Source organism: Rhodococcus sp. BP-160, from assembly GCF_019836205.1.
GTDB lineage: Bacteria > Actinomycetota > Actinomycetes > Mycobacteriales > Mycobacteriaceae > Rhodococcoides.
This window is the reverse complement of record NZ_JABUEK010000002.1, coordinates 654,608-681,007: the sequence shown is the minus strand read 5'-3', so window position 1 is coordinate 681,007 and position 26,400 is coordinate 654,608. Positions and strand designations below refer to the sequence as shown.

At 68.3% G+C, this 26,400-nt stretch carries 27 protein-coding genes; 8 read left to right on the top strand and 19 right to left on the bottom strand.

Annotation, left to right across the window (positions count from 1 at the left end; translation table 11 throughout):
* Positions 1–54 precede the first annotated feature (54 nt).
* From HQ306_RS09645 to HQ306_RS09635, 3 genes are read left to right on the top strand one after another with little or no spacing between them, the layout of a single operon-like run.
* Positions 55–450 (top strand): GntR family transcriptional regulator, encoded by a 396-nt coding sequence (locus tag HQ306_RS09645; protein WP_222630812.1) that lies wholly within the window; start codon positions 55–57, stop codon positions 448–450.
* On the top strand, positions 447–1,367 hold the full coding sequence (locus HQ306_RS09640; RefSeq protein ID WP_222630809.1) for an ABC transporter ATP-binding protein: 921 nt from the start codon (positions 447–449) through the stop codon (positions 1,365–1,367). The genes HQ306_RS09645 and HQ306_RS09640 overlap by 4 nt, the downstream gene beginning before the upstream one ends.
* The gene (locus HQ306_RS09635; protein ID WP_222630800.1) at positions 1,364–2,092 is read left to right on the top strand and encodes an ABC transporter permease; all 729 of its coding nucleotides are present in this window, start codon (positions 1,364–1,366) and stop codon (positions 2,090–2,092) included. Before HQ306_RS09640 ends, HQ306_RS09635 begins: the two co-directional genes overlap by 4 nt.
* Here HQ306_RS09635 and HQ306_RS09630 read toward each other — a convergent pair.
* The 7 genes from HQ306_RS09630 to dxr all read right to left on the bottom strand — a co-directional run bounded on the left by HQ306_RS09630 (position 2,067) and on the right by dxr (position 10,899).
* Positions 2,067–3,602, bottom strand: coding sequence for a cobyric acid synthase (locus HQ306_RS09630; protein ID WP_222630798.1), 1,536 nt, complete (start codon positions 3,600–3,602; stop codon positions 2,067–2,069). The two genes, HQ306_RS09635 and HQ306_RS09630, sit on opposite strands and share 26 nt — an antisense overlap.
* On the bottom strand, positions 3,599–4,456 hold the full coding sequence (gene map / locus HQ306_RS09625; RefSeq protein WP_222630789.1) for a type I methionyl aminopeptidase: 858 nt from the start codon (positions 4,454–4,456) through the stop codon (positions 3,599–3,601). Before map ends, HQ306_RS09630 begins: the two co-directional genes overlap by 4 nt.
* Positions 4,457–4,485: 29 nt before the next feature.
* On the bottom strand, positions 4,486–6,294 hold the full coding sequence (locus tag HQ306_RS09620) for a penicillin-binding transpeptidase domain-containing protein (protein ID WP_222630787.1): 1,809 nt from the start codon (positions 6,292–6,294) through the stop codon (positions 4,486–4,488).
* A 53-nt stretch (positions 6,295–6,347) separates the two neighbouring features.
* Positions 6,348–7,181: a GNAT family N-acetyltransferase gene (locus tag HQ306_RS09615; protein WP_222630785.1), complete on the bottom strand. Its 834-nt coding sequence runs from the start codon at positions 7,179–7,181 to the stop codon at positions 6,348–6,350.
* An 88-nt stretch (positions 7,182–7,269) separates the two neighbouring features.
* Entirely contained in the window at positions 7,270–8,433 is a 1,164-nt protein-coding gene (gene ispG, locus HQ306_RS09610) for a flavodoxin-dependent (E)-4-hydroxy-3-methylbut-2-enyl-diphosphate synthase (RefSeq protein WP_155956970.1), read from the bottom strand.
* Between the two features lie 103 nt (positions 8,434–8,536).
* Positions 8,537–9,748: an RIP metalloprotease gene (locus HQ306_RS09605; protein ID WP_222630776.1), complete on the bottom strand. Its 1,212-nt coding sequence runs from the start codon at positions 9,746–9,748 to the stop codon at positions 8,537–8,539.
* An 8-nt stretch (positions 9,749–9,756) separates the two neighbouring features.
* Positions 9,757–10,899, bottom strand: coding sequence for a 1-deoxy-D-xylulose-5-phosphate reductoisomerase (gene dxr, locus HQ306_RS09600; RefSeq protein ID WP_222631484.1), 1,143 nt, complete (start codon positions 10,897–10,899; stop codon positions 9,757–9,759).
* 107 nt (positions 10,900–11,006) lie between these two features.
* On the opposite strand from dxr, the gene HQ306_RS09595 reads away from it, so the two are divergent.
* Both HQ306_RS09595 and HQ306_RS09590 read left to right on the top strand, forming a co-directional pair.
* Positions 11,007–11,540, top strand: coding sequence for a DUF1990 family protein (locus tag HQ306_RS09595; protein WP_051613190.1), 534 nt, complete (start codon positions 11,007–11,009; stop codon positions 11,538–11,540).
* A 99-nt stretch (positions 11,541–11,639) separates the two neighbouring features.
* On the top strand, positions 11,640–11,918 hold the full coding sequence (locus HQ306_RS09590) for a DUF2631 domain-containing protein (RefSeq protein ID WP_037185298.1): 279 nt from the start codon (positions 11,640–11,642) through the stop codon (positions 11,916–11,918).
* A 4-nt stretch (positions 11,919–11,922) separates the two neighbouring features.
* On the opposite strand, the gene rlmN is transcribed toward HQ306_RS09590, so the two are convergent.
* Positions 11,923–13,035 carry a 23S rRNA (adenine(2503)-C(2))-methyltransferase RlmN gene (gene rlmN / locus HQ306_RS09585; RefSeq protein ID WP_027505044.1) on the bottom strand — a complete coding sequence of 371 codons (1,113 nt, stop codon included), beginning with the start codon at positions 13,033–13,035 and terminating at the stop codon, positions 11,923–11,925.
* 91 nt (positions 13,036–13,126) lie between these two features.
* On the opposite strand from rlmN, the gene HQ306_RS09580 reads away from it, so the two are divergent.
* Both HQ306_RS09580 and HQ306_RS09575 read left to right on the top strand, forming a co-directional pair.
* On the top strand, positions 13,127–13,519 hold the full coding sequence (locus tag HQ306_RS09580; protein WP_222630774.1) for a lipopolysaccharide assembly LapA domain-containing protein: 393 nt from the start codon (positions 13,127–13,129) through the stop codon (positions 13,517–13,519).
* Positions 13,520–13,697: 178 nt separating this feature from the next.
* Positions 13,698–14,543, top strand: coding sequence for a CoA ester lyase (locus tag HQ306_RS09575; RefSeq protein ID WP_197027755.1), 846 nt, complete (start codon positions 13,698–13,700; stop codon positions 14,541–14,543).
* 3 nt (positions 14,544–14,546) lie between these two features.
* Here HQ306_RS09575 and HQ306_RS09570 read toward each other — a convergent pair whose 3' ends face one another.
* From HQ306_RS09570 to rpsB, 7 genes are all read right to left on the bottom strand, one after another.
* Positions 14,547–16,922 (bottom strand): excinuclease ABC subunit UvrA, encoded by a 2,376-nt coding sequence (locus tag HQ306_RS09570; RefSeq protein ID WP_222630772.1) that lies wholly within the window; start codon positions 16,920–16,922, stop codon positions 14,547–14,549.
* Positions 16,923–17,019: 97 nt separating this feature from the next.
* Positions 17,020–17,715, bottom strand: coding sequence for a class I SAM-dependent methyltransferase (locus HQ306_RS09565; protein ID WP_222631482.1), 696 nt, complete (start codon positions 17,713–17,715; stop codon positions 17,020–17,022).
* Positions 17,716–17,737: 22 nt separating this feature from the next.
* On the bottom strand, positions 17,738–18,604 hold the full coding sequence (locus HQ306_RS09560; RefSeq protein ID WP_037185291.1) for a phosphatidate cytidylyltransferase: 867 nt from the start codon (positions 18,602–18,604) through the stop codon (positions 17,738–17,740).
* Positions 18,605–18,648: 44 nt separating this feature from the next.
* On the bottom strand, positions 18,649–19,206 hold the full coding sequence (gene frr / locus HQ306_RS09555) for a ribosome recycling factor (protein ID WP_027505038.1): 558 nt from the start codon (positions 19,204–19,206) through the stop codon (positions 18,649–18,651).
* Between the two features lie 49 nt (positions 19,207–19,255).
* Positions 19,256–20,113: a UMP kinase gene (gene pyrH / locus HQ306_RS09550; RefSeq protein WP_374197717.1), complete on the bottom strand. Its 858-nt coding sequence runs from the start codon at positions 20,111–20,113 to the stop codon at positions 19,256–19,258.
* 24 nt (positions 20,114–20,137) lie between these two features.
* Positions 20,138–20,962 (bottom strand): translation elongation factor Ts, encoded by an 825-nt coding sequence (tsf, locus tag HQ306_RS09545; RefSeq protein ID WP_027505036.1) that lies wholly within the window; start codon positions 20,960–20,962, stop codon positions 20,138–20,140.
* A 96-nt stretch (positions 20,963–21,058) separates the two neighbouring features.
* Positions 21,059–21,991, bottom strand: a complete 933-nt coding sequence (gene rpsB, locus HQ306_RS09540; protein WP_222630770.1) for a 30S ribosomal protein S2 — start codon at positions 21,989–21,991, stop codon at positions 21,059–21,061.
* 355 nt (positions 21,992–22,346) lie between these two features.
* Between rpsB and HQ306_RS09535 the strand changes: the two genes are divergently transcribed.
* A complete protein-coding gene (locus HQ306_RS09535; RefSeq protein ID WP_037185288.1) occupies positions 22,347–22,886 on the top strand; it encodes a M23 family metallopeptidase in 540 nt (179 codons plus the stop codon).
* A gap of 7 nt (positions 22,887–22,893) precedes the next feature.
* Here HQ306_RS09535 and HQ306_RS09530 read toward each other — a convergent pair whose 3' ends face one another.
* The 4 genes from HQ306_RS09530 to HQ306_RS09515 form a co-directional block, all read right to left on the bottom strand.
* Entirely contained in the window at positions 22,894–24,066 is a 1,173-nt protein-coding gene (locus HQ306_RS09530) for an AAA family ATPase (RefSeq protein WP_374197718.1), read from the bottom strand.
* A 134-nt stretch (positions 24,067–24,200) separates the two neighbouring features.
* Positions 24,201–25,130: a tyrosine recombinase XerC gene (locus tag HQ306_RS09525; RefSeq protein ID WP_027505033.1), complete on the bottom strand. Its 930-nt coding sequence runs from the start codon at positions 25,128–25,130 to the stop codon at positions 24,201–24,203.
* Positions 25,114–25,857 carry a siderophore-interacting protein gene (locus HQ306_RS09520; protein WP_222630768.1) on the bottom strand — a complete coding sequence of 248 codons (744 nt, stop codon included), beginning with the start codon at positions 25,855–25,857 and terminating at the stop codon, positions 25,114–25,116. Before HQ306_RS09520 ends, HQ306_RS09525 begins: the two co-directional genes overlap by 17 nt.
* A 90-nt stretch (positions 25,858–25,947) precedes the next feature.
* Positions 25,948–26,292: an Lsr2 family protein gene (locus HQ306_RS09515; protein WP_027505031.1), complete on the bottom strand. Its 345-nt coding sequence runs from the start codon at positions 26,290–26,292 to the stop codon at positions 25,948–25,950.
* Between the last annotated feature and the right edge of the window lie 108 nt (positions 26,293–26,400).

Sequence of the window (26,400 nt, the reverse complement as noted above, 5' to 3'; positions counted from 1 at the left end):
TTACATGACTAATGAACCAGCGAGGCGGCGACGCCGCCAGGGCCAGTGGTCGAGGTGATGGACGACGGCCGGCCGATCTTCCTGCAGATCGCCGAGATGATCGAGAACTCGATCATCGACGGCTCACTCACCGAGGAGAGCCAGGTTCCCTCGACGAACGAGCTGGCAGCCTTCCACCGCATCAACCCCGCCACCGCGGGCAAGGGCCTGAACCATCTGGTCACGGCCGGGATTCTCTACAAGAAGAGAGGAATCGGAATGTTCGTCACCTCAGGCGCGCGAGATGCGCTCCGCTTCCGGCGGCGCGAGGGCTTCGCCGAGCAGTACGTCCGACCGCTCGTGGCCGAGGCACGCAAGCTCGGGCTCGGCCCCGTCGAACTCCAGGACATGATCGACGCCCAATCGCGGGCGTCGACCGTCGATTCCGTGATCTCGGAGGCACAGGGATGACCGCGACGGTGGCGTCCGTGCGCGGTGTCGCCAAGACCTTCGGCGATGTCGCCGCACTCGAGAACGTGACCTTCGAGTTGCAGGAGCATCGCATCCACGGACTGCTGGGACGCAACGGCGCCGGAAAGACGACGATGATGCAGATTCTCACCGGTCAGACGTGGCAGGACGACGGCGATGTCACGGTGTTCGGGGCCCGGCCGTTCGAGAACGCGACCGTGCTCCGCGACGTCTGCTTCGTCAAGGAGAGCCAGAAGTACCCGGACGACTTCACGGTCGGCCAGGTCCTCTCGTCCGCTGCGACGCTGATGCGTGACTGGGACGAGGACTTCGCTCGCCGGCTGACCGAGGACTTCGACCTCCCCCGCAAGCGCAGAGTGAAGAAGCTCTCGCGCGGCATGACCTCGACGCTCGGCATTGTCGTGGGACTCGCGTCCCGCGCTCCGTTGACGTTGTTCGACGAGCCGTATCTCGGTCTCGACGCGGTGGCCCGAGAGATGTTCTACGACCACCTGCTCGCGGATTTTGCGGACCACCCGCGCACCGTCGTGCTGTCGACCCATCTCATCGACGAGGTAAGCGACCTCATCGACCGTGTCGTCGTCATCAACGACGGCATTGTCGCGGTCGATGATGATGCGGAGAACCTTCGCGGACGCGCCGTGACTATCGGCGGGTCCGCTGCCGCCGTCGAGCGACTCGTCGCGGATCGCGCAGTACTGCATCGTGAGTCATTCGGATCGATGGCCCGCACCACCGTCGCGGGACCCCTCAACGATGCGGACCTCGACCGGGTCGCCGCCGACGGGCTCGCCGTCGAACCCGTGTCGTTGCAACAGTTCGTCGTCCACTGCACAACGCGCGGACGAGCCACGCTGCCCGCCGTGTCCGACACCCGAGAGGACGTCCCGTCATGACCACCGCGCTCGACACCCCCACCGCCCCCGCTCGCGACCGCATCGTCTCCGTGATGCGCGTCCAGACCCACTACCGGACGCTCGCCTTCGCGTGGCCGCTCGGCATCCTGGCCGTCATCGTCGGTATCACCTGGGCTGTTCTCTCGTTGGTCCCCGATGGCAGCATGTCGATCAAGACCGGCGGGGCGACCTTCGTCTTCATCTTCGGCCTGACACTGTTCGCTCAGATCCTCACGCAGGTGTTTCCCTTCACTCTCGGGCTCGGCGTGACACGGAGAGAGTTCTTCGCCGCCACCGTCGCAGTCGCCGTCGTTCATGCCCTGATGTTCGGGATCGGCCTGTTCGCACTCTCCCTGGTGGAGTCGGCCACTGACGGCTTCGGTGTGCGCATGCAGACGTTCTCTCTGGTAACACCTCTCGCGGGCAGTGCCGCCATCGAACTGCTCTTCCTCATCGCGGCGTTCCTGATGTGCAACCTCATCGGCATGCTGGCCGGAGCGATCTACCTGCGGTGGCGGGTGACAGGCATCTGGACGGCTGTTCTGGCCGAGGCTGTTCTGATCGGCGCCGTGATCTTCGTCGTCACCTGGCAGGGGTGGTGGGGCACGATCACCGAGACCATCGCCGACGCACCACGACTGTCGACCATGGTGCTGCTGCCGCTTCTCGTCGCATCCGCGGCCGGTCTGGGAACACACGTCATCCTGCGGAGGACGACTGCGTGACGCGCAGCACGGGCAGGGCGGGAGCTCCCTCGGCGACGAGCGTGAGAAGCGCGTCGACGTCGATGGAGCTCTCCATGAGGTCGGCCAACAGATCCACCTGGGCGGTGCGCATCGCGTCGACATCGGTGTCCGGGGCCACCACGAAACCGAAGCGGCCGGCCTGCTCCGCCACCTCCGTGAGGAATGCCCGACGAAAGTCGTCGTTCTCCAGGAGGCCGTGCCAGTGGGTGCCGCGCACCCGTCCACGGACGCTCCCCTCCGGTTCGCCGTCGGTGCCCGTGAACCAGGGCTCGTCGCCGCTTCGGGTCACCCGGCCGTGGTGGATCTCGTAGCCGGTCACGGGGACCGCGCCGGCATGCCCGCTGACCCGGGAGAGCACCTTGTCCGCCGCGAATTCGATCTCGAGGTCCAGGAGGCCGAGCCCCTGCACCTGCCCGGCACCCGACTCCACGGCGTCGGTGATCGTTCTCCCCAGCATCTGGTAACCGCCGCAGATCCCGAGGACCGGAGCACCGCGAGCCACGCGCCGCGCCAGCTCGTCCGCGATACCGGTGCGACGAAGCCAGTCCAGGTCCTGGACCGTGGCCTTGGAGCCGGGGAGCACCACCAGATCGGCATCTGCCAGTCGGGAGGCCTCGGTCGCCCAGTGCACCGTCACCCCCGGTTCGCACGCCAGGGCCTCGACGTCGGTGGAGTTCGAGATGCGCGGTAACCGCACGGCGGCGACGCGGAGCCACTGCGATCCGATCGGAGGAGCGGGCCGGCCCAGCGGTGCGTCGGCCACGGTCCCGAGAGAGTCCTCGGCGTCGAGCCACAACTCGTCGCTGAACGGAACGATGCCCAACGTCGGTCGGCCTGTGAGAGTCTCGAGGGTGTCGAGTCCCGGTTGCAGCAGCGCGGGATCGCCGCGGAACTTGTTCACGACGAACCCCGCGATCAGTGCCTGATCCGCCGCGTCGAGCACGGCCAGAGTGCCGAAGAAGTGGGCCAGCACTCCCCCGCGATCGATGTCGCCCACGACGATCACGGGAAGGCTCGCAGCGCGCGCCAGTCCCATGTTCGCCAGATCGGTGGCCCGCAGGTTGATCTCGGCGGGTGAGCCGGCGCCCTCGCAGATCACCACGTCGAAGTCGACCCGCAGAGCGTCGAGTTCCTCCGCCACGACCGAGCGCAGATGCTGTCGGTGCGTCATGTAGTCGGCGGCGCCCACGGTGCCGGTGGCCCGGCCGCGAACAACCAGTTGCGACGTCCTGTCCCCGCCCGGCTTCAGCAGTATCGGATTGAACCGCACGCTGGGCTCGAGACCGCATGCCCGGGCCTGCAGTGCCTGCGCACGACCGATCTCCCCGCCGTCCAACGTGACGACGGAGTTGTTGGACATGTTCTGCGCCTTGAACGGCGCCACCCTCACACCGCGGCGAGCGAGGAGGCGGCACAACCCCGCCACGACGACACTCTTGCCCGCGTCCGAGGTGGTTCCCGCGACCAGAATGGCGCCGCGAAGGATCAAGGGAGGGTGAGGATCTCGGCGCCCGTCTCCGTGACGACGAGAGTGTGCTCGAACTGGGCGGTCCAGGATCGGTCCCGCGTGACGACGGTCCAGCCGTCGTTCCACTGGTCCCAGTCGATGCCGCCGAGGGTGATCATCGGCTCGATGGTGAAGACCATCCCGGGCTCCAGCACCGTCTCGACGGTGGGCTCGTCGTAGTGCAGCACCACCAGGCCGTTGTGGAAGGTGGTGCCGATGCCGTGGCCGGTGAAGTCCCGGACGACGCCGTACCCGAAACGATCGGCGTACGCCTCGACGACCCGTCCGACGACGTTCAGAGCGCGACCCGGCTTGACCGCCTTGATCGCCCGCATGGTGGCCTCGTGGGTGCGCTCCACGAGCAGGCGCGCTTCCTCGGAGACGTCCCCGGCGAGGAAGGTGGCGTTCGTGTCACCGTGCACCCCGTCGATGTACGCCGTGACGTCGATGTTGACGATGTCGCCGTCCTGCACGACCGTCGAATCAGGGATGCCGTGGCAGATGACCTCGTTGAGCGAGGTGCAGCAGGACTTCGGAAATCCCTTGTAGCCCAACGTCGACGGGTACGCGCCGTGGTCGACCATGTACTCGTGGGCGATACGGTCGAGTCCGTCCGTCGTGACGCCCGGCTCGACGGCCTTTCCGGCCTCCTGCAGTGCCTGCGCGGCGATGCGGCTCGCCAGACGCATCTTCTCGATGGTCTCCGGGGTCTGCACCCACGGCTCGTGGCCTTCGCGCGCAGTCTTCTTCCACGCGTACTCGGGGCGCTCGACGGACTTGGGAACATCGAGAACGGGTGAGACGGTGCCGGGTTCGAGAACGGTGCGGACGGACATGGCACCAGCGTAGTCGCCGCCGGTCGCGGTCAGTATCCGGCGGGCAACGCGGTGATCATGTCCCGCGTCACGGCGACGGCATTGTCCGAGCTGCCGCCGCGCACGACCAGGGTCGCGAACGCGAGATCACCGCGATATCCGACGAACCAGGCATGGGATCCGCCCTCGACCTCGGCCTCACCCGTCTTGCCGTACACCTCGCCCTGGTCGGCGATCCGGTCCGCGGTGCCGCTCGTGACCACCGAGCGCATCATCCCGCGGAGTCCGTCGACCATGGCCGGCTCGATCTGCGGGTGGTCACCGTCGATCGTGGTCTCCTCCCCCTGGATCAGCCGGGGAACGGGCGTCGATCCGTGTGCGACGGTCGCGGCGGCGAGAGCCATGCCGAACGTCGACACCAGCACCTTTCCCTGTCCGAACCCGTCCTCGGTGCGCTGCACCAATTCCTCTGCGGGCGGGACGGATCCCGACTCGGTGGGCAGACCCACGACGCCGTAGTCGGGCCCGACGCCGAACATGGCCGCCGCGTCGGTGAGAGCACTCGCGGACATCTCACTGGCGAGCTTCGCGAACGAGGTGTTGCACGAGCGCGTGAAGGCCGTGTTCATCGAGACGTCCCCGAGGGAGAACTCGTTGTAGTTGGGCACGCTGCGCTCGCCGATGACGATGCGGCCCGGGCACGGCACGGTGGTCTCGGGCGTCGCGAGTCCCTCCTCGATCGCCGCACCGGCCGTGATGATCTTGAAGGTGGAGCCCGGTGGGTAGAGGCCGGTCGAGGCCACGGGACCGTCGCGATCCGCCGCCGGGTTCTGCGCCACCGCGAGGATGTCGCCTGTCGACGGCTGGATCACCACCATCATTGCCTGGTCCCGTGACACGTTGACGGCGTTCTGTGCGGCCACCTGCACCGGACGGTCGAGGCTGATACTGATCGACGGAACCGGCTGCGGCGCCGTCTCGGTCAACACACCGGTGTCCGCGCCGTTGGTGTTGACCGCCACGACGCTCCAGCCCGCGGCACCGTCGACGCGGTCCATCACGGTCTTCTTCACCTGGCTCACCAGGTCGGGGGCGAACGTGCGATCGGTGGAGACCAGGTCGGACTGCTCTGTCACCGACACCCCGGACAACGCGAGCAGACCGGGCGCGACGGCGTCGTAGTCCTCGTCCCGGAGGGTCATCAGGCGGTACGGGCCCTGCGTCGCGGTCGCCGACTCCACGATGGACTGCGCCGTGATCGACGCGTCGAAGGGCTTCAGGATGCGTTCGAGGGTGCGCGCCGTGCCCACCACGTCGGTCGACTCGGCGGCGTCGAAGGACACCCCCTGGACCACCCCGGGGACCAGGACGTCCGACCCCGCGTGCTCGTTGACCCGCGCCCGCGGCGCCGACGTGGACCGCAGCACCATCGACTGGGTGTCCCCGAGCTTGGGGTGCAGATCGGTCGAGTTCCACCGGACCACCCAGGCCCCGTCGCGTCGGCCCATCTGCAGGGCCCCGTCGTAGGTCCAGGTGCGGTCCTTCGGAAGGTGCCACGTGTAGGTGTAGTCGACGGTCGCGGTGTCGCCGTTCACGCTCACCGCGCCGGTCGCCGCGTCGAGCGACTCGGCCTGCAGGCCGTCCCACGCCTGATCGACGGCGGCGGTCGCGAGGTCCGGCCGATCCGTGGCCTGCGCCGCGGCGGCACCGTCACGCTCGGCCAGCGCGGAGACGAACGAATCGGCCGCGGACTCGGGGCCCTGCGGTTTCGGGGTGCACGCCGAGGCCGCCACCGCGGTGATCGCCGCGACGAGCACGATCAGGACGCGGGTGGCACGGCCGTGTTCACGAGAGGTCATCGATCCTCATCGTAGGGCGACGGGACGCCCGCGGCCCTCACCCTGACAGCGTGTCAGTCGAGCAGAACTGTGGAGAAGGTGGCGACGCGCTCGAACCCGACACGCTCGTAGGCACGGCGGGCGGGCACGTTGAAGCTGTTGACGTACAGGCTGGCCGTGCGGCCGCTGTCGACCACCGCGGCCGCCACGGATGCGGTTCCCGCGGTGCCGAGCCCGCGCCCGCGGTAGAGCGGGTGCACCCACACGCCCTGGATCTGACCGACCGAGGTGGACAGCGATCCGACCTCGGCCTTGAAGACGACGCGGCCCTCCTCGAACCTCGCCCAGGCGCGACCCGCCGCGATCAACGAGGCGATGCGCCGCCGATAGCCGCGTCCGCCGTCGCCCGCGCGCGGATCGACGCCCACCTCCTCGATGAACATCGCCACGGCAGCGGTGAGGTACACGTCCAGCTCGTCGACGGTGACGCGTCGGACGTAGGGGTCCACGGCGGTGGGCGCGCTCGTCAACGCCAGCAGTGGCTGCTCGGCACGCACCTCACGCGGGGTCCCCCAGTCCGCGGCGAGCATGTCCCACAACGGCAGCGTCAGTTCGGCTCGCCCCACCAGCGATGAGCAGACGCGGGGAGAGCGCAACGCGCGCTCGGCGAAACTCCGGAGATCGTCGTAGGTACCGAACAACGGCACGAGATTGGCTCCCGAGAAACACAGGGACGATGCCGGACCTCCGCGTGACCACAGTTCACCGTGGTTGTCGCGGGGCTCCACGCCCGATTCCTCGACACGTGCCAGCACCATGCACGATGCGACGGGATCACTGCGCAGCACACGGACGATCTCGTTCGTGTCGCGGCTCGTCAGCGCCTTAGCGCCGAGCAGCTTGAGCATCCCGCCACCTCCGTGACCGCCGATCCACACCGAGCACACCCGTTGTCATGGTGACACTGCCAGGAAATGTCGCCGCAGACGAGGAGAATCAGCTGACCGACACGACGGGCGATCCGCCGGCGGCTTCCTGGTCGGACTCGTACGACTCGGCGATACGCATCGCCTCCTCGATCAGGGTCTCCACGATCATCGCCTCGGGCACGGTCTTGATGACCTCGCCCTTGACGAAGATCTGTCCCTTGCCGTTCCCGGACGCCACACCGAGATCGGCGTCGCGCGCCTCACCGGGACCGTTGACGACGCAACCCATGACGGCGACACGGAGCGGGATCTCCATGCCCTCGAGTCCGGCCGTCACCTGGTCGGCGAGGGTGTAGACGTCGACCTGTGCGCGTCCGCAGGACGGGCAGGAGACGATCTCGAGCTTGCGGGGACGGAGGTTGAGGGACTGCAGGATCTGCGTCCCCACCTTGATCTCCTCGTTGGGCGGCGCGGACAGCGAGACGCGGATCGTGTCGCCGATGCCGTCGGCCAGCAGCGACCCGAAGGCGACGGCGGACTTGATGGTGCCCTGGAACGCCGGCCCGGCCTCGGTCACGCCGAGGTGTAGCGGGTAGTCGCACTTGGCGGCGAGCTGACGGTAGGCCTCCACCATGATGACCGGGTCGTTGTGCTTGACCGAGATCTTGATGTCGCCGAAACCGTGTTCCTCGAAGAGGCCGGCCTCCCACAGCGCCGACTCCACCAGCGCCTCGGGCGTGGCCTTGCCGTACTTCTGCATCAGGCGCGGATCGAGGGATCCTGCGTTGACTCCGATACGGATGGGGATGCCCGCGTCACCGGCCGCCTTCGCGACCTCCTTGACGCGACCGTCGAACTCCTTGATGTTGCCGGGGTTCACGCGCACGGCGGCGCACCCGGCATCGATGGCCGCGAAGATGTATCGCGGCTGGAAGTGGATGTCCGCGATGACGGGGATCTGCGACTTGCGCGCGATGGTCGCCAGGGCGTCCGCATCCTCCTGACGCGGGCACGCGACGCGGACGATGTCGCATCCCGCAGCGGTGAGTTCGGCGATCTGCTGCAGGGTGGAGTTGATGTCGTGAGTCTTGGTGGTGCACATCGACTGCACCGAGATCGGCGAGTCGCTGCCGACACCGACGCTGCCCACCTGAAGCTGACGAGTCTTCCGTCGCGGTGTGAGCACCGGTACGGGTCCGGCCGGCATGCCCAGTCCAACGGTCACTTCGATCCTTTCGAGCTTCTGACGGCATCTGGTGCCGACTGACTCTCCCCACTGTAGTCGCGCCGGGAGGACCGCCGTGTGTTCGCGCCGTCACGCCGGACCTGCGCTTCTAGCGGAAGATCTGAATGGGGTTCACGATGTCGGCGGTGAGGGTCAGGAGCATGAACGCGCCGCCGATGAGAATGACGACGTACGTCACCGGCATCAGCTTGAGGTAGTTCACGGGCGCACCCTTGCCCAGCCCCCGCAGCGAGCGGATCTTGTTCCGGATGCCCTCGTAGACGGTCACCGCGATGTGACCGCCGTCGAGCGGGAGCAACGGGAGCAGGTTGAAGGCACCGAGGAAGAAGTTGAGGGTCGCCAACAGAGTGACGAAGACCTCCCACAGGCCGCGTTCCGCCGCCTGACCGCCGATGACGCTGGCACCGACCACGCTGATGGGAGTGTTCGGATCCCGCTCACCACCGGTGATCGACGTCCACAGTGCCCCTACCTTGCTGGGGAGATCGACGATGGCCTGCACCGTCTGCCCCGCGATGAACACCGTGTAGGAGGCCGATCCGCCGATGGCGGACACCGCGTCGTAGTCGAGGGTGAGTGGGGTGCGGGCGACGCCGATGGCGCCGACCGTGCGCAGCTCCGTAGCGTCGGGTGCGCCGTTCTCGACGGCGAAGAGACGGTCCGTCTCCTGCACGTCGACAGGCACGGTGAGGGTCTCACCGGCCCGCTCGACCGTGACGGACACCGATCCACGCTCGTCCTGGATCGCCGCGACGACGTCGCCGAACGTGGGCGTCGACTCGCCGTTCACGGCGGTGATGACGTCACCGTCCCGGATGCCCGCGGCACCCGCGGGACCGGGACCCGAGCAGGGCGCCATGTCGCCCTCGACGTTCTGCGGGGCCACGCACTGGGTCCCCGCCACGGTGGCCGTCGTGTCGCGATTGGGCAGACCCCAGCCGAGGGCGAGGGTGTACACCAGCACGAACGCCAGCACGAAGTTCATCGCGATCCCGCCGAACATCACGGCGAGGCGCTTCCAGGTCTTCTGCTTGTACATCGCGCGCTCGACCTCGTCGGGAGCGAGCTCGTCGACCGCCGTCATGCCCGCGATGTCGCAGAAGCCACCGGCCGGGATCGCCTTGAGTCCGTACTCGGTCTCGCCGCGACGCCAGGAGAAGATCTTGGGCCCGAACCCGATGTAGTAGCGGCGCACCTTCATGCCGGTGGCCTTGGCCACCCACATGTGCCCGCACTCGTGGAGCGCGATCGAGATGCCGATGCAGATCGCGAAGGCGATCACACCGAGAACGAACACCATCTTCTCGTTCAGCCTTTCGATCGTGCGGCGGCGAGTGTGCGGGCGGTGCCCCGAGCCCACGTGTCCGCTGCGAGAACGTCGTCCACCGTAGACGGTTCCGCGGACCAGTCGCCGCGTCCGGCCTCGACCACGTCGGACACGACGTCCACGATCTGCGGGAACGACAGGCGTCCGTCGAGGAACGCCTCGGCGGCGATCTCGTTCGCCGCGTTGTAGACCGCCGTCATGCAGCCGCCCAGCGCGCCGGCGGTGCGCGCGAGCTCGACCGCGGGGAACACCTCGTCGTCGAGTGGTTCGAAGTCCCACGTGTGGGCTCGGGTGAAGTCCAGGGCCGTCGCGGCGCCGGCGATGCGATCAGGCCATCCGAGTGCCAGCGCGATCGGCAGCTTCATGTCCGGCGGGCTGGCCTGAGCGAGCGTCGATCCGTCGGTGAACGTGACCATCGAGTGGACGATGGACTGCGGATGCACGGTGACGTCGATGCGGTCGTACGGGATGCCGAACAGCAGATGCGCCTCGATCACCTCGAGGCCCTTGTTCACCAGGGTGGCCGAGTTCAACGTGTTCATCGGACCCATCGACCAGGTGGGGTGCTTGCCGGCCTGCTCCGGCGTCACGGACTCGAGTCCCTCGCGATCCCAGCCGCGGAACGGCCCACCGGACGCCGTGACCACAAGTCGGGCCACCTCGTCCGCGCGACCGCCGCGCAGGCACTGGGCGAGAGCCGAGTGCTCGGAGTCGACGGGAACGATCTGGCCCGGAGCCGCCGCGGACGTGACCAGCGAGCCGCCCGCCACGAGAGACTCCTTGTTCGCCAACGCCAGTCGAGCTCCCGATTCCAGCGCAGCGAGCGTCGGCGGCAGACCGAGAGACCCGACGAGCGCGTTGAGGACCACGTCGGCCTGCACCTCGCGGACCAACGACGTCGCCGCGTCGGCCCCCGAGCGCAGCCCCGGCGTGTCCACGGTCCGCGCAGCGTCGACGTCGGCCACCGCCACGTCGCGGACACCGGTCTCGGCGATCTGCCGACGCAACAGATCGACGTTGCCTCCGCCGGCGGCCAGCCCGACCACGGTGAAACGGTCCGGTCGAGCCGCCATCACCTCGAGCGCCTGGGTGCCGATGGACCCCGTACTGCCGAGCACCAGCACCCGCACGGGTCCGTCGGTCCCACGTGCCTTCTGTTCCGTCACCTGGACAGTGTGGACGACCTCACTGAGAGCACGGTGAGCGGGCAACTGCGGCTCACCGTGTGAGGATGGACGGCGTGCCCCTGCTCCCGTCCGCCGATCCGGACTCGTACTTCTCGACGCCCCTCACGTACGCCGAGATCGGAGGGACCGCGCACGAGTCGATGCCGGCGGGTTACCACCACGTCGACGTCGAGAAGCGCATCGGGACCGGCCTCGAACTCTTCGAGCGGGCCGGACGCCGCATCGTCGAGTGGGACATGCATCGCGGCGCCGGGCTGCGGGTGCGGTCGAGCGCGGCGTCGGCGACCGTCGACACCGTGGTGGTCCTGCTGCTCGGTCCGGTCCGTATCCCGTGCCGGGTCGTCGAGGTGATCGACGAGTCGCACCACCGGGGCTTCGCGTACGGCACGCTGCCGGGTCACCCCGAGTCGGGTGAGGAGCGCTTCACCGTCCGACACGATCCGGTCACCGACGCCGTGACCGCCCACATCCGCGCCTTCTCGCGGCCCGGCAACAGGGTCGTCGCACTGGGCGGGCCCCTCAACAGGGCGACCCAGCGCATCGCGACCGGTCGCTACATCGCGGCCCTCACCGCCTGACACGTCGTGGCGACTCCCCTACGACGGCCGGTCGTACAGCGCGCTAGGATTCAGCCCACCAGGGACCACCTGCATCACAGACTTTCAGGAGGATCGGCCGTGACCGACATCAGCCGCAACCAGGCTTCGGACGTCGAGCGCGTTCCCACGACCAAGGTCAGCACCGCCGAGGTGCCGTCCGCGGAGTGGGGGTGGAGCGGCGAAGGCCCCCGTACCTCGCGCATCGCGGGCTGGGTCACCGTCGCGATCCTGCTGGTCATGATCATCGGTAACCACACGGGCCGGGTCGAGGACATCTGGCTCGTCGGCTTCGCCGTGGCCATCGCAGGCCTGCTGGTCCGCGACATCCTGCTCCGCCGCAAGCCGCGCCGCTCCTGACGGCTCAGTTCTCGGCGGCCAGCTGCCCGCAGGCCGCCGCGATCTCCTGACCCCGCGTGTCACGCACGGTGCACGAGACTCCGTGCGCACGGACGCGTCGCACGAATTCCTGCTCCACCGGCTTCGGACTGGCGTCCCACTCGCTGCCGGGTGTCGGATTCAGCGGGATCAGGTTCACGTGGACCAGCGCCCCCAGGGCGCGCTTGAGCTTCTTGGCCAGCATGTCCGCTCGCCACGGCTGATCGTTGATGTCGCGGATCAGCGCGTACTCGATCGAGACCCGTCGCCCCGTGGTGTCGGCGTAGTAGCGCGCCGCGTCGAGGACCTCGGCGATGGGCCAGCGGTTGTTGACGGGGACGAGCGTGTCGCGCAGTTCGTCGTCCGGGCAGTGCAGCGACACGGCCAGCGTCACCGTCAGACCCTCGTCGGCCAGCTTGCGGATCGCGGGCGCGAGCCCGACGGTGGACACCGTCACCGAGCGCTGTGACAGGCCGAGGCCCTCCGGCGCGGGCGAGACGATCCGTTTGACCGCCGCGACGACGCGCTTGTAGTTCGCGAGCGGCTCCCCCATCCCCATGAAGACGACGTTGGACAGTCGCCCCTCGCCGCCCTCGACCGCACCGTCGCGGAGATCCGCCGCAGCGCTCCGCACCTGGTCGACGATCTCGGCCGTGGAGAGGTTGCGTTGCAGGCCGGCCTGGCCGGTGGCGCAGAACGGGCAGGCCATGCCACACCCGGCCTGGCTCGAGATGCACAGCGTCGCGCGATCCGGGTACCGCATGAGAACCGACTCGAGCAGTGTGCCGTCGGCGGCCTTCCACAGCGTCTTGCGCGTGTCCCCGCCGTCGCAGGCGATGTGCTTGACGGGCGTGAGCAACGTCGGGAACAGCGCGTCCCCGACCTTCTCGCGGACCGACGCCGGAAGATCGGTCATCTTCGCCGGGTCCGCCTCCAGCCGGGAGTAGTACTGCCGCGCCAGCTGGTCGGCGCGGAACGCCGGCAGGCCCAGCTCGGCGACGGCCGCTCGACGCTGGTCCGCGTCGAGGTCGGCGAGGTGCTTCGCGGGCATGCCGCGACGGGGAGCGTCGAACACGAGAGGGAGAGCGATGGGTGCCATAGTGAGCACCATTCTCTCACTGTTCGGCGACACTGTCGGGCACGGTCGGGGCAGACGTGCATTCGCCACCTCCGTACAGCATGATCTGTACATGGCCCGCTCATCGCACGACGCATCCGATCCGAACGCCCTGACCGGCACGGACGCTCCTCTGGACACCTCCTCCACCGCCGCGGGTCTCCCCGTCGAGCAGACCGGGCCCACGGACACCCGCCTGGCGCAGGGAAGGACGCCCGACGGCGTCAAGCACACCCGTGCGGCGGCGCTCTACACCGGTCTCGTGGTGGGCGCGATCATCCTGGTCGTCCTGATGGTGTTCATCATCCAGAACCTCGACAGCGTCCCGATTCACTTGTTCGGCTGGACCTTCGACCTGCCCATCGGCATCGGCATGCTCCTCGCCGCGGTCGCCGGTGCGCTCGTCATGGCCACCGCGGGTGGAGTGCGCATCCTGCAGGTCCGCCGGGCCGCCAAGCGCAAGTAGTTTCTCGGCCGCCGTCGTGAGCGATCTCACGTCGCGGCCGTCGGTGTTCCGTCGCGCACGTGAACACTATTGACACAACCTTCACGTGTGGTGGTCTGCCGTGCACAGTGGTGGTCGAACGGTACGAGTCGCAGCTCGACGCGACCCACGAGCGACACACCGAGCGAGGACTGCACACGTGACGACCTTCCTGGAGAACCCCGTGCTATCTGGAGTGGCCGCCGACAAGGCGCGCTCGTGGCTTCTCGTTCCTGCGAGCAAGCCGGAACTCTTCACCCCGGCCGCGGAGTCCGCCGTCGACGCCGTGATCCTGGACATCGAGGACGCCGTCGCACCGGGCGCGAAGCCCGCCGCACGCGATGCCGTCGTGTCCTGGCTCCGTGCCGGCGGCCGCGCCTGGGTACGCATCAACGACGCCACGACGCCGTACTGGGCCGACGATCTCGACGCGCTGCGCGGCATCGACACCCTCGAGGGCGTCATGCTCGCCAAGACCGAGAGCGGAAGCCAGGTCGAGGCCACCGCCGACCGATTGGGTCACGGTTGCCGGATCGTGGCGCTGGTGGAGTCGGCCATGGGTCTCGAGGCTGCCCCCGAGATCGCGCGCGCCGAGGCCACCTTCCGCCTGGCGTTCGGCAGCGGCGACTTCCGGCGCGACACCGGCATGAGCGACGACCCGATGGCGATGGCCTACCCGCGCGCCCGGCTCGTCGTGTCGAGCCGCGCCGCCCGGCTTCCCGGCCCCATCGACGGCCCCACCCTCGCCGTCAACGACAGCATGCTGAGCCGCGACAGCCAGCTCACCGTCTCCATGGGCATGACCGGCAAGCTGTGCATGCACTCCGATCAGGGCCCCATCGTCAACCGCGAACTCGCACCCAGCGCTGCCGATGTGGCGTGGGCTCGGGACGTCATCGCCCAGCTCGGTGAGGACGGCTCCGGCGTGCGCGACGGCAGCGATCTCCCCCGCCTGGCCAAGGCGAAGAAGATCACCGCTCAGGCCGCGGTCTTCTCGATCGGCTGACGGTCACCGCTCGACGTACGCGGCGAGGTGTTCACCCGTGAGGGTGGACCGTGCCGCGACCAGGTCCGCGGGTGTTCCTTCGTAGACCACGGTGCCACCGTCGTGCCCGGCGCCCGGTCCGAGGTCGATGATCCAGTCCGCATGGGCCATCACGGCCTGGTGATGTTCGATGACGATCACCGACTTCCCGGCGTCCACCAGCCTGTCGAGCAGGGCGAGCAACTGCTCGACGTCGGCGAGATGCAGTCCCGTCGTGGGCTCGTCGAGGACCAGGATGCCGCCCTTGTCCCCCATGTGCGTCGCCAGCTTCAGCCGCTGACGCTCGCCGCCGGACAGTGTGGTCAGCGGCTGACCGATCTTCAGATAGCCCAGGCCCACGTCGTTCAGCCGGGTCAGGATTCGATGCGCCGCTGGTAGCGCGGCATCAGCGCCGGCGAAGAACTCCTGTGCCTGCGCCACCGACATCGCGAGCACCTCGCTGATGTCGCGGCCGCCGAGGTGGTACTCGAGGACCGAGTTCTGGAACCGTCGGCCCTCGCACAGCTCGCACACGGTGGCGACTCCGGCCATCATCGCGAGGTCGCTGTAGATCACCCCGTTGCCGTTGCACGTCGGGCACGCTCCCTCCGAATTCGCGCTGAACAGAGCCGGCTTCACTCCGTTGACCTTGGCGAAGGCCTTCCGGATCGGCTCGAGGAGGCCCGTGTAGGTCGCGGGGTTGCTGCGCCGCGAGCCGCGGATCGCGCCCTGATCGACGGCCACGACGTCCTCGCGGCCCGAGAGCGAGCCGTGGATCAACGAACTCTTGCCCGACCCGGCGACCCCGGTCACGACCACCAGGACACCGAGGGGCACGTCGACGTCCACCGACTTCAGGTTGTGCGAGTCGGCTCCCCGGATCTCCACCGCTCCGCTCGACGTACGCACCGCGTCCTTCACCGCGGCGCGGTCGTCGAAGTGCCGGCCCGTGATGGTGTCACTCGTCCGCAGCCCCTCGACGGTGCCCTCGAAGCACACCGTGCCACCGGCCGTTCCGGCGCCGGGTCCGAGATCGACGACGTGGTCGGCGATGACGATCGTCTCGGGCTTGTGCTCGACGACGAGCACCGTGTTTCCCTTGTCGCGCAACCGGATCAGCAAATCGTTCATGTTGGCGATGTCGTGGGGATGGAGTCCGGTGGTGGGTTCGTCGAAGACGTAGGTGACGTCGGTGAGCGACGATCCGAGGTGCCGGATCATCTTGGTGCGCTGCGCTTCACCACCGGAGAGCGTGCCCGCCGGCCGGTCGAGACTCAGATAGCCCAGTCCGATCTCCCGGAACGAGTCGAGGGTGTCTCCCAGCGAGGTGAGCAGCGGGGCCACGGACGGTGCCGACACTCCGCGGATCCACGTCGCGAGATCGCTGATCTGCATGGCGCACGCGTCGGCGATCGACACGCCGTCGATCTTCGAGGACCGCGCACCCTCGTTGAGCCGCGTGCCGTCGCACTCCGGGCACACGGCGAAGGTCACCGCGCGTTCGACGAACGCCCGGATGTGCGGCTGCATCGCGTCGACGTCCTTGGACAGGAACGACTTCTGGATCTGAGGGATCAGTCCGGAGTACGTGAGGTTGATGCCGTCCACCTGGATCTTGGTCGGCTCCCGGTACAGCAGGTCCTCGCGCTGGCGCTTGGTGAACTTCGCGATGGGCTTGTCCGGATCGAAGTAGCCGGAGCCGCGAAAGATCCTCCCGTACCACCCCTCCATGCTGTAGCCGGGGATCGTGATCGCACCCTCGTTGAGCGACTTGCTGTCGTCGAAGAGCGCCGTGAGGTCGATGTCGGAGACGGAGCCGCGCCCCTCGCACCGCGGACACATCCCGCCGGTGATGCTGAAGGTGCGCTTCTCCTTCGTCTGACGTCCGCCCTTCTCCACCGTCACCGCTCCCGCACCGGAGATGGACGCCACGTTGAACGAGAACGCCTGCGGGGAGCCGACGTACGGCTGTCCGAGACGGCTGAAGAGGATGCGCAGCATCGCGTTGGCGTCGGTGGCGGTACCGACGGTGGACCTCGGATCGGCGCCGAGCCGCTGCTGGTCCACGATGATGGCCGTCGTCAGACCGTCGAGCAGATCCACGTCGGGCCGCCCGAGACTGGGCATGAACCCCTGCACGAACGCGCTGTACGTCTCGTTGATCATGCGCTGGGACTCGGCGGCGATCGTGCCGAACACCAACGAACTCTTGCCCGATCCGGACACGCCGGTGAAGACCGTCAGACGGCGCTTCGGGAGGTCGACGCTCACGTTCTGCAGAGTGTTGACTCTCGCCCCCTGCACTCGGATTACATCGTGGGTGTCGGCGACGTGCCGTGCGGTACTCGACTTCGTGGCCATGGCTGATGTCCTTCGTGGTGCAGCGAACGGGTCAGCGGACACGGTAGCCGGTGCGCATCGGGGCTGCTTCTCGATTCCTGATCGCCGACGCGGCGGCTCAGGCCGTCTCGAGTCCGTGCGGTCTGCGACGAGTGTGCACCCGGTATCCGACCTCGACGGACGTGCCGGTGAGCTGCCGCAGCGCGCGAGCGGCCACCCGCGGCGAGAACTCGATTCCCAGCACCGCAGCGGCCTCCTCGCGGTCCGCGAACGACCACCGCGTCCGGACCCGGCGCAGGTCGAAACCCTGCGCGGCGAAGAATCGTTCGACGGTGAGGGGGTCGTAGTGCGGCAGGTCGCGGCGCATCCATCCTCCGTACGGATCGACCGTGGCGTCGAGATCCACCACCACCACCACACCCCCGGGGCGCAGGACGCGCATGGCCTCGGTGATGCCCGGCCCGCATCCCGGCCCGAAGAAGTAGGCCGTCCTGGCGTGCAGGACGTCCGCCGAGCAGTCCTCCAGCGGCAGCCGATCCGCAGTCCCCCGGAGCACCCGCACAGCCGAGCCCGCGACCCGGTGCCGAGCACGCTCGATCAGTGGTGGGTGTGGTTCGACACCGACCACGGACCGTGCCTCGCGGGCGAACAGAGGCAGATGGAATCCGGTTCCGCATCCGACGTCGACGACGTCGCGTCCCGCCCACGGCGTGAGATCCCGCAGCACCGCCTCGATCTCGCCGGTGACGTCCTGGGCGCGATTCTCGGCCTCGTACACATCGGGCCAGTTCCAGATGTTCGGACTGGCGATCACGCCGTCGCGACCGGGCACAGGATCAGACGAAGATCGTCAGAACGATCCAGGTCACGAGGATGCTGGGCAGAACGGAGTCGAGGCGGTCCATCAGTCCGCCGTGACCGGGAAGCATCGTCCCCATGTCCTTGATCCCGAGCTCCCGCTTGACCTGCGACTCGACCAGGTCGCCGAGCGTCGCGGAGAAGACGATGAGCACGCCCAGCAGGGCCCCCACGAACGGGTTCGCGTCCAGCAGGAACGTGACGGTGAGGACGCACCCGACGACACTGAAGAGCAGCGATCCGCCGAGCCCCTCCCAGGACTTCTTCGGGCTGATGGCCGGCGCCATAGCGTGCCGTCCGAACAGGACTCCGGCCGCGTAGCCGCCGACGTCCGAACACACCACCGCGATCATGAGCACGAGGACGCGCGAGCCGCCGTCGTCCTCGAGGGTCAGCAACGCCGCGAACGCACCGAACAGCGGCAGCCACGACAGGACGAAGATCGAGATCGCGCAGTCGCGCAGGTAGTTCTTCGGTGCCACGTCCAGACCACCGGACAACAGGCGCCAGACCATCGTGACAAGTACCGTCGCGGCGAACGCACTGAGCGCGCCCAGTGCGCCGAACGGCCACGCGAGCCAGATCATCGCCTGACCTCCGAGGATCACCGGGATCCGGGGCACGGAGATGTCGGACTCCCGCAGCCGCTTCGTCACCTCCCACGAGGCGACGGCGACCGCGGCCGCGGCGATGCCGATGAACACGAGCGGAACCAGGACCAGGACGACGATGAGCGACACGCCCAGTGCGCCGCCGACCGCGATCGCCGCGGGGAGGTCGCGGCCCGCCCGCGAGGTCTTCGGGGCGGGATCGGCGGTCGAACCGTTGTCGGCCGATACGGACACTGCTTCTCGTTTCACTTCATCTGGGCCACCGGGACGTGCGGAGGTCACACCTCCATCAGTTCCGCTTCCTTGTTCTTCACGATCTCGTCCACCTGCGCCACGTACTTCGCGGTGGTCTTGTCGAGCTCGGCCTCCGCACGCGTGACCTCGTCCTCGCCTGCCTCGCCGTCCTTCTGGATGCGCTTGAGCTCGTCCATCACCTTGCGGCGGACGTTGCGGATGGACACCTTCGCGTCCTCACCCTTGCTCTTGGCCTGCTTGACGTACTCGCGGCGCCGCTCCTCGGTGAGCTGCGGGATCGAGATCCGGATGATGTGTCCGTCGTTGGACGGGTTGAACCCCAGGTCCGAGTTGCGGATCGCAGTCTCGATGGGGCCCAACTGGGCCTGCTCGTACGGCTTGACGATCACCATGCGCGCCTCGGGCACGTTGATGCCCGCGAGCTGGGTGATGGGGGTCAGCGAGCCGTAGTACTCGACCACGATCTTCGAGAACATCCCCGGGTTCGCGCGACCCGTCCGAATGGACGACAGATCGTTCTGCGCGACCGTGACGGCCTTTTCCATTCTCTCTTCGGCGTCGAAGAGCGCTTCGTCGATCACGACCGTTCCTTCCGAAAACCTCGAGTGTGCAGCGACTGCACGTGGTGACTCACTTGACCAGGGTTCCGATCTTCTCACCCGACACCGCTCGCGCGATGTTTCCCTCGGTGAGCAGATTGAAGACCATGATCGGCATCCCATTGTCCATGCAGAGGCTGAAGGCTGTGGCATCGGCCACCTTCAGCCCCTTCTCGATGACCTCGCGGTGCGAGATCTCGGTGTACATCGTGGCGGTCGGATCCTCTCGCGGGTCCGCGGAGTAGACCCCGTCGACGCCCTTGGCCATCAACACCACTTCCGCGCCGATCTCGAGCGCACGCTGCGCCGCCGTGGTGTCGGTGGAGAAGTAGGGCATGCCCATGCCGGCTCCGAAGATGACCACGCGCCCCTTCTCGAGGTGGCGTTCGGCGCGCAGCGGGATGTACGGCTCGGCGACCTGCCCCATGGTGATGGCCGTCTGCACGCGCGTGGTGATGCCCTGCTTCTCGAGGAAGTCCTGCAGGGCGAGGCAGTTCATGACGGTGCCCAGCATGCCCATGTAGTCGGAGCGGGACCGGTCCATACCGCGCACCTGGAGCTCGGCTCCGCGGAAGAAGTTCCCGCCGCCGATGACGACAGCGACCTGGACACCCGAACGGACGACGTCCGCGATCTCCTCCGCCACCTTCTGCACCACGTCGGGATCGAGCCCGACCTGGCCACCACCGAACATCTCACCGCCCAGTTTGAGCAGCACTCGGGAGAATCCGGTGCGGGCGGGCGACGACTCGGTCATGAAGGCTCCTGTCCGTGGGGCGTGTGCGGGTCGGTGTCCGCACGACACTGTTGCGCCTGATCTTGCCCCATGCGCCGGCACGGGGCGCACATGACTGTGCCGTCCACCCATCGGGGTGGACGGCACGGTCATGACGTCACTCGGGTGTCACGAGGCTCAGTTGGAGCCGACCTCGAAACGCACGAAGCGCGTGATGGTGACTCCGGCGTCGGCGAGAAGAGCCTTGACGGTCTTCTTGCTGTCCTGGACCGAGGACTGCTCGGTCAGCACGACGTCCTTGTAGTAGCCGTTGACGCGACCCTCGATGATCTTGGGCAGTGCCTGCTCGGGCTTGCCCTCCTCGCGGGCGGTCTGCTCCGCGATGCGGCGCTCGCCCTCGACGATGTCGGCGGGGACCTCGTCGCGGGTGACGTACTTGGCCTTGAGCGCGGCGACCTGCATCGCTGCGCCGCGAGCGGCCTCGGCTGCGGCCTCGCCCTCACCGGTGTACTCGACGAGGACACCGACGGCGGGCGGGAGGTCCGAGCTGCGCTTGTGCAGGTAGGTCGCGACCGGACCATCGAAGGAGACGACGCGACGGATCTCGAGCTTCTCGCCGATCTTGGCCGAGAGCTCCTGCAGTGCGGCGTCGACGGTCTTGCCGTCGAGCTGCAGCGCCTTCAAGGCGTCGACGTCGGCCGGCTTGCCCTCGGCCGCCACGTCCGCGATGGACTGCGCGAAGTTCTGGAACTCCTCGTTCTTGGCGACGAAGTCGGTCTCCGAGTTGATCTCGAGGAGGACACCGTTCTTCGCGACGACGAGACCCTCGGCGGTGGAACGCTCAGCGCGCTTGCCGACGTCCTTCGCGCCCTTGATACGGAGCTGCTCGACGGCCTTGTCGAAGTCGCCGTCGTTGTCGGCGAGCGCGTTCTTGCAGTCCAACATGCCGGAGCCGGTCAGCTCACGGAGCCGCTTGACGTCGGCGGCAGTGTAGTTCGCCATCGTGGGCGAGCCTCCTTGCATTGCTCGAGGAAATGGGGGGTGAATCAGAACGAGACCCGGTGCGCCACTAACGGGCACACCGGGTCTCGACCGTGATCAGTTCTGCGCGGTGGGAACGTCCGCGACGGGTGCCTCGGTCTCGGCGGGAGCCGCCGCACCGTTCGCGCCCTCGGCGGCCGGAGCCTCCGTGACGGGTGCGTCGGTGGCTGCCGGGGTCTCGGCAGCGGCCTGCTGCGTCGCCTCGGCGGCCGGGGAGGCCTGCGAGAGCTGCTCGAGCTCCCACTCGGCCAGGGGCTCGCCGGCACCGACCTCGGGCTTCTCGTCCGTACCGGCGTTGCGGCCGGCACGCGCCTGCACGCCCTCGGCCACGGCGGACGCCACGACCTTGGTGAGGAGTGCTGCGGAACGGATCGCATCGTCGTTGCCCGGGATCGGGTAGTCGACGACGTCGGGGTCGCAGTTGGTGTCCAGGATCGCGATGACCGGGATGTTCAGCTTGCGAGCCTCGGCGACCGCGAGGTGCTCCTTGTTGGTGTCGACGATCCAGATCGCCGACGGGACCTTGGACATGTCCCGGATACCACCGAGGGTGCGATCGAGCTTGGTCATCTCACGCGTGAGCATGAGGATTTCCTTCTTCGTGCGGCCCTCGAAGCCACCGGTCTGCTCCATCGACTCGAGTTCCTTGAGCCGGATCAGACGCTTGTGGACAGTGGTGAAGTTGGTGAGCATGCCGCCGAGCCAGCGCTGGTTCACGTAGGGCATTCCGACCCGAGTCGCCTCGGCCGCAATGGACTCCTGTGCCTGCTTCTTGGTCCCGACGAAGAGAACGGTGCCACCGTGGGCGACGGTCTCCTTGACGAATTCGTACGCCTGATCGATGTACGTCAGCGTCTGCTGCAGGTCGATGATGTAGATGCCGTTGCGATCGGTGAAGATGAATCGCTTCATCTTCGGATTCCAACGACGGGTCTGGTGCCCGAAGTGCGTGCCGCTGTCGAGCAGCTGCTTCATGGTAACGACAGCCATAGCTGTGGATCTCTCTTTCGTGTGCCGGTTGATGCGCGAGCACCGTCGATCGCCGAACCCGTGGGTCCGTCGTACCGCAGGTGTGTCGTGCCCTGGCGCTCGTCGTCCGTCGGACCTGCAGTGCAGGACCAGCCGACGAACCCGTGCTCCGGTGGAGGATCGACAGGTGCCGTTCCGTACCGAAGCGCGACGAGCGCGCGAAGTCGACCCGTGTGGACAGGCCGCAGAAGTCAGTGTACGTCCGCGACGCCGCAGGTCATAACCGGGTCGACCGCCTGTGCACGGAGGACGGTCCGTCCCCGGGTGCGGTGGCTCGACGCGGGACCACTGTCGTCGCGTTCGCAAGAGTGCGGGGATGACCTGTCTCCGCTCCGCCCGCCGTTGGTCGCCGCGTTCGGCGCTCGTGTCCGCGGCGCTGACGGCAGCCCTGCTGGCGTCCGGATCCGTAGCCGCCGCGGAGACGGACGGACGCCCGTTCGACTGGCCGCTGCAGCCCCGTCCCGCCGTGGTGACCCCGTACGACCCGCCACCCGAGCGGTGGCTGCCGGGCCATCGCGGCGTCGACCTCGATGCGGGCTCCGATCCGACACACACCGTCGTCGCGGCCGGGGACGGCGTCGTCGTGTTCGCAGGTGCGGTCGCCGGCCGCCCCGTCGTCTCGATCGACCATGCCGGCGGCCTCCGGACGACGTACGAGCCGGTCACGCCCACCGTCACGGTCGGCACCCGGCTGCGACGAGGTCAGCCGATCGGTGTCCTCGAGGCAGGTCACCAGGGGTGCGGCGCCGCCTGGTGCCTGCACTGGGGAGCGCGTCGCGGCCGTGACTACCTCGATCCCACGGCTCTCGTCGACCGCGGTGTGGTGGTGCTGAAACCCCTGGCCGAGCCCGAGTGAGGCGCCTTCAGTACGCGCGATGACGCTGCGGCGTCGACTGCGGCGCGGACGCGTGCCGGCCCTCCGCGTCGGGGAAATCGTCCGCCATCATCGCCGCCAGGTCCATGAAGGCGGCGCGCGTGCGGGGGCGCAGTCGATCGAGATCGACGACGGAGCCCTCCGCCAGATGATCGTCGAAGGGAATCACCACGACGGCGCGGCAGCGCGCGAGGAAGTGCCGGGTGAGTTCGTCCATGTCGATGCTCGCGGCGCCCGGTCGGTGGGCGCTGATGACGACGACGGTCCGCTCGACGAGGTGCGCGTACCCGTGCAGCCCGAGCCAGTCGAGGGTCGCGGCGGCGCTCTTGGCGCCGTCGACCGCCGGCGAGCTGACGAGCACCAGTGCGTGCGCCAGCGACAGCACCCCCTCCATCGCCGAGTGCATGATGCCCGTGCCGCAGTCGGTGAGGATCAGGTTGTAGTGCGCTCGGAGGGTGTCGATGACCGCGCGGTAGTCCTGTTCGGTGAACGCCTCCGACGCGGCCGGGTCACGCTCCCCCGCGACGACCTCGAGACGACTCGACGACTGGGAGGTGTGCTCCCTGATGTCGGCGTAACTCCGGATGGTCGGCCGGGCAGCGAGGAGATCGCGCACCGTGGACATCGTCTGCCGCGGGACGCGCTCCCCCAGCGTTCCGAAGTCGGGGTTCGCGTCGACGGCGATGACGTCGTCGCGTCGCAAGGAAGCGAACACCGACCCCAGCCCGACGGTGACGGTCGTCTTGCCCACCCCGCCCTTGAGGGACAGGAAGGCGATCCGGTAATCGCTGCGCAGCGGCTGTCGAATGCGGTCGATCTGGTGGCGACGCTCCGCCTCGGAGGCGACCGCACCACGGCCACCCGGTCGCCCACTGCCCAGGACGCGATCCAGGGTGCGGCGCCACCCCGGCCGTGTGGAGGACGGGGCCGGCGAGACGAAGGGCGACCCGGGTCGGCGCACCGGACTCTCCGCACCGAAGGCGGCCGAGTCGCGTCGCGGATCGGCGAGGCCCGGATGGTGCGGTGCGGGAACGTGGGAGGGCGGAACGGACGGCCGAGAGAATCGTTCCGGTTCGGGCGGAGACCAGGGTCCGTTCGTACCCGCCCGGCTGCCGGGACCAGAGGAGTGCGGGCTGTCGTCTCGACGATCCACGGTCCCCACCCTCCTGTCGACGGTCTGCTCCGATTGCCGATCAGGGACGAACGGTGTGGTTCACAGCGCCGGCACGGTCACATCCCCCGTGCAGACGGTACCAAACGTGCACGAGCGTGCGAGGTGGTCGACAGGACCCGACGTCAGGCTCGCGGATGCGCCTGATCGTGGACCGCGCGCAGCCGCTCCACGGAGACATGGGTGTAGATCTGCGTCGTGGCGAGCGACGCGTGCCCGAGCAGTTCCTGCACCACGCGGAGATCGGCGCCGCCCTCGAGCAGGTGGGTCGCGGCGGAGTGTCGGAGGCCGTGCGGACCCAGGTCCGGGGCACCGGGCACGGCGGACAGCACCTCGTGCACCACCGAGCGCGCCTGCCGCTGATTCAGGCGTCCGCCGCGACGCCCCAGGAGCAGGGCCGCGCCGGAGTCCGGTGTGGCCAGGGCGGGGCGGCCCACGGTCGACCACTGCACCACCGCGTCCTCCGCGGGCGCGCCGAACGGTACGACGCGTTCCTTGTCGCCCTTGCCGAGGACGCGGAGCACCCGTCTGTCGAGATCCACGTCGTCCACATCGAGACCGCACAGTTCGCCGACCCGGATTCCGGTCGCGTACAAGAGCTCTACGACGACCCTGTCGCGCAGGGCCATCGGATCCTGTTGCTCGGCACCGGATGTCGCGGCCGTCATCGCGTCCCGAGCGTCACGCTCACGCAGCACGCCCGGGAGCGTCCGACGCGACGGCGGTGCCGACAGCCGCACCGCCGGGTCCGCGGTGAGTGCTCCGACGGTGCACGACCACGCGGTGAAGGTGCGCGCCGAACTCGCTCGACGCGCGAGAGTCGAGCGGGACACTCCCGCGACCGACATCGAGGCGAGCCACGAGCGCAGGGAGCGAAGTGTGATCACGTCGTCGAGTGCCGCGGACGGATCACCGTGCGCGTCTCGACAGAAGCCGATCAGAGCACGGGCGTCGCCGACGTACGCGCGCACGGTGTGCTCGGAGCGGTTGCGTTGCAGAGCGAGATGCTCGGTGAATCTCGCGAGGAGCGCGAGATCGTCAGGATTCGCTGGCAGCGAGTTCTCGCTTCCAGGTACGGAATCCCTCCTCGGTGCGGCCACGACGCCAGTATCCCGATATCGAGGCCCATTCCGCAGTCACGCCACGCTCTTTGCGGATGTACGGCCGGATCTCGTGCATCACGGACTGCGCTTCACCGTGCACGAAGACATGAGGCTGACCGGGTAGCCACTCCACCGCACGGACGGCGGCGGCCAGCGGTGAGCCGCCCGAATACTGGTCGCGGTACACCCAGCGGATGTCGGCAGAGGTCGGCGCCGCGATCTCGACGCGGTCCTCCGGACTTGCTGCTTCGAGCACCACTCGCGCGACGGCTCCCTCGGGAAGCGCCGCGAGTGCTGCGGAGATGGCGGGCACGCCCGTCTCGTCGCCGGCGAGAAGGTGCCAGTCGGCGTCCGCACGGGGCGAGTACGCGCCGGCGGGACCGAAGAACGAGAGCTGGTCCCCCGCCGCGGCGCTCAGCGCCCACGGGCCGGCGACACCCTCGTCGCCGTGGACGACGAAGTCGATGGCGACTTCGCGGGCCTGCGTGTCCACCGATCGCACCGTGTAGGTGCGCAACGTCGGCTCGTCGGCGTCACCGAAGTGCAGCTTGACGTAGCTGTCGGTGAACTCGGACGGCGCGAACTCGTCGAAGTTCGCACCGCCGAGCACCACGCGCACCATGTGCGGGGTGAGCCGCTCGGTGCGGAGAACGGTCAGGGTGGTCAGTCGTCGCGCCACAGGGCACCTCCATCGGGTACGGGCCTTGCCGCCGGTGGGGCGCAAGACGTGGTTAGCCTACCCTAATTCGCCGACCGGCCCCACGACAGGTCAGTGCGCGGCGTCGTACGCGTCCTGGATCTCCTGGCTGATGCGCCCGCGGGTGCTGACCTCGAAGCCGTTCTCCTTGGCCCACGCCCGCACGTCCTGCAGATTCTGGCGGCCCTTCTTCGGCGCCGCGGCGGACCCGTTCCGGCGAGACTTCTTGCCGCCCACCTTCTCCGCGTGTTCGATCCAGAATGCGAATTGGTCGTACAACTCGTTGGCGTGCTTGCTGTTGAGATCGATCGAATAGGACACGCCTCCGACCGCGAACTCGACCGTCTCGCCCTGCCCGTCCTTGATGAGTGAACCGTCGACATCGTCGATCATTTGGACGGTGGTGCGTCGTGCCATTGTTCTGCGCTCCTCGATACCGGGTGGAGAAAGAATTTCCTCCAAGATAACAGCCGAGACGGCCGACATCGTGACACCGACCCGACGCCGCCCTGAAAGCATCCGAAT

What these genes read in the sequence shown, in the direction of transcription:
- HQ306_RS09515 (WP_027505031.1), bottom strand. Translation starts at nt 26,292, where the DNA reads ATGGCACGACGCACCACCGTCCAAATGATCGACGATGTCGACGGTTCA.
- rlmN (WP_027505044.1), bottom strand. Translation starts at nt 13,035, where the DNA reads ATGGCACCCATCGCTCTCCCTCTCGTGTTCGACGCTCCCCGTCGCGGC.
- HQ306_RS09570 (WP_222630772.1), bottom strand. Translation starts at nt 16,922, where the DNA reads ATGGCCACGAAGTCGAGTACCGCACGGCACGTCGCCGACACCCACGAT.
- HQ306_RS09615 (WP_222630785.1), bottom strand. Translation starts at nt 7,181, where the DNA reads ATGCTCAAGCTGCTCGGCGCTAAGGCGCTGACGAGCCGCGACACGAAC.
- map (WP_222630789.1), bottom strand. Translation starts at nt 4,456, where the DNA reads ATGTCCGTCCGCACCGTTCTCGAACCCGGCACCGTCTCACCCGTTCTC.
- HQ306_RS09640 (WP_222630809.1), top strand. Translation starts at nt 447, where the DNA reads ATGACCGCGACGGTGGCGTCCGTGCGCGGTGTCGCCAAGACCTTCGGC.
- HQ306_RS09635 (WP_222630800.1), top strand. Translation starts at nt 1,364, where the DNA reads ATGACCACCGCGCTCGACACCCCCACCGCCCCCGCTCGCGACCGCATC.
- HQ306_RS09535 (WP_037185288.1), top strand. Translation starts at nt 22,347, where the DNA reads ATGACCTGTCTCCGCTCCGCCCGCCGTTGGTCGCCGCGTTCGGCGCTC.
- pyrH (WP_374197717.1), bottom strand. Translation starts at nt 20,113, where the DNA reads ATGACCGTGCCGTCCACCCCGATGGGTGGACGGCACAGTCATGTGCGC.
- HQ306_RS09605 (WP_222630776.1), bottom strand. Translation starts at nt 9,748, where the DNA reads ATGGTGTTCGTTCTCGGTGTGATCGCCTTCGCGATCTGCATCGGCATC.
- HQ306_RS09595 (WP_051613190.1), top strand. Translation starts at nt 11,007, where the DNA reads ATGGACGGCGTGCCCCTGCTCCCGTCCGCCGATCCGGACTCGTACTTC.
- HQ306_RS09620 (WP_222630787.1), bottom strand. Translation starts at nt 6,294, where the DNA reads ATGACCTCTCGTGAACACGGCCGTGCCACCCGCGTCCTGATCGTGCTC.
- tsf (WP_027505036.1), bottom strand. Translation starts at nt 20,962, where the DNA reads ATGGCGAACTACACTGCCGCCGACGTCAAGCGGCTCCGTGAGCTGACC.
- rpsB (WP_222630770.1), bottom strand. Translation starts at nt 21,991, where the DNA reads ATGGCTGTCGTTACCATGAAGCAGCTGCTCGACAGCGGCACGCACTTC.
- HQ306_RS09580 (WP_222630774.1), top strand. Translation starts at nt 13,127, where the DNA reads ATGGCCCGCTCATCGCACGACGCATCCGATCCGAACGCCCTGACCGGC.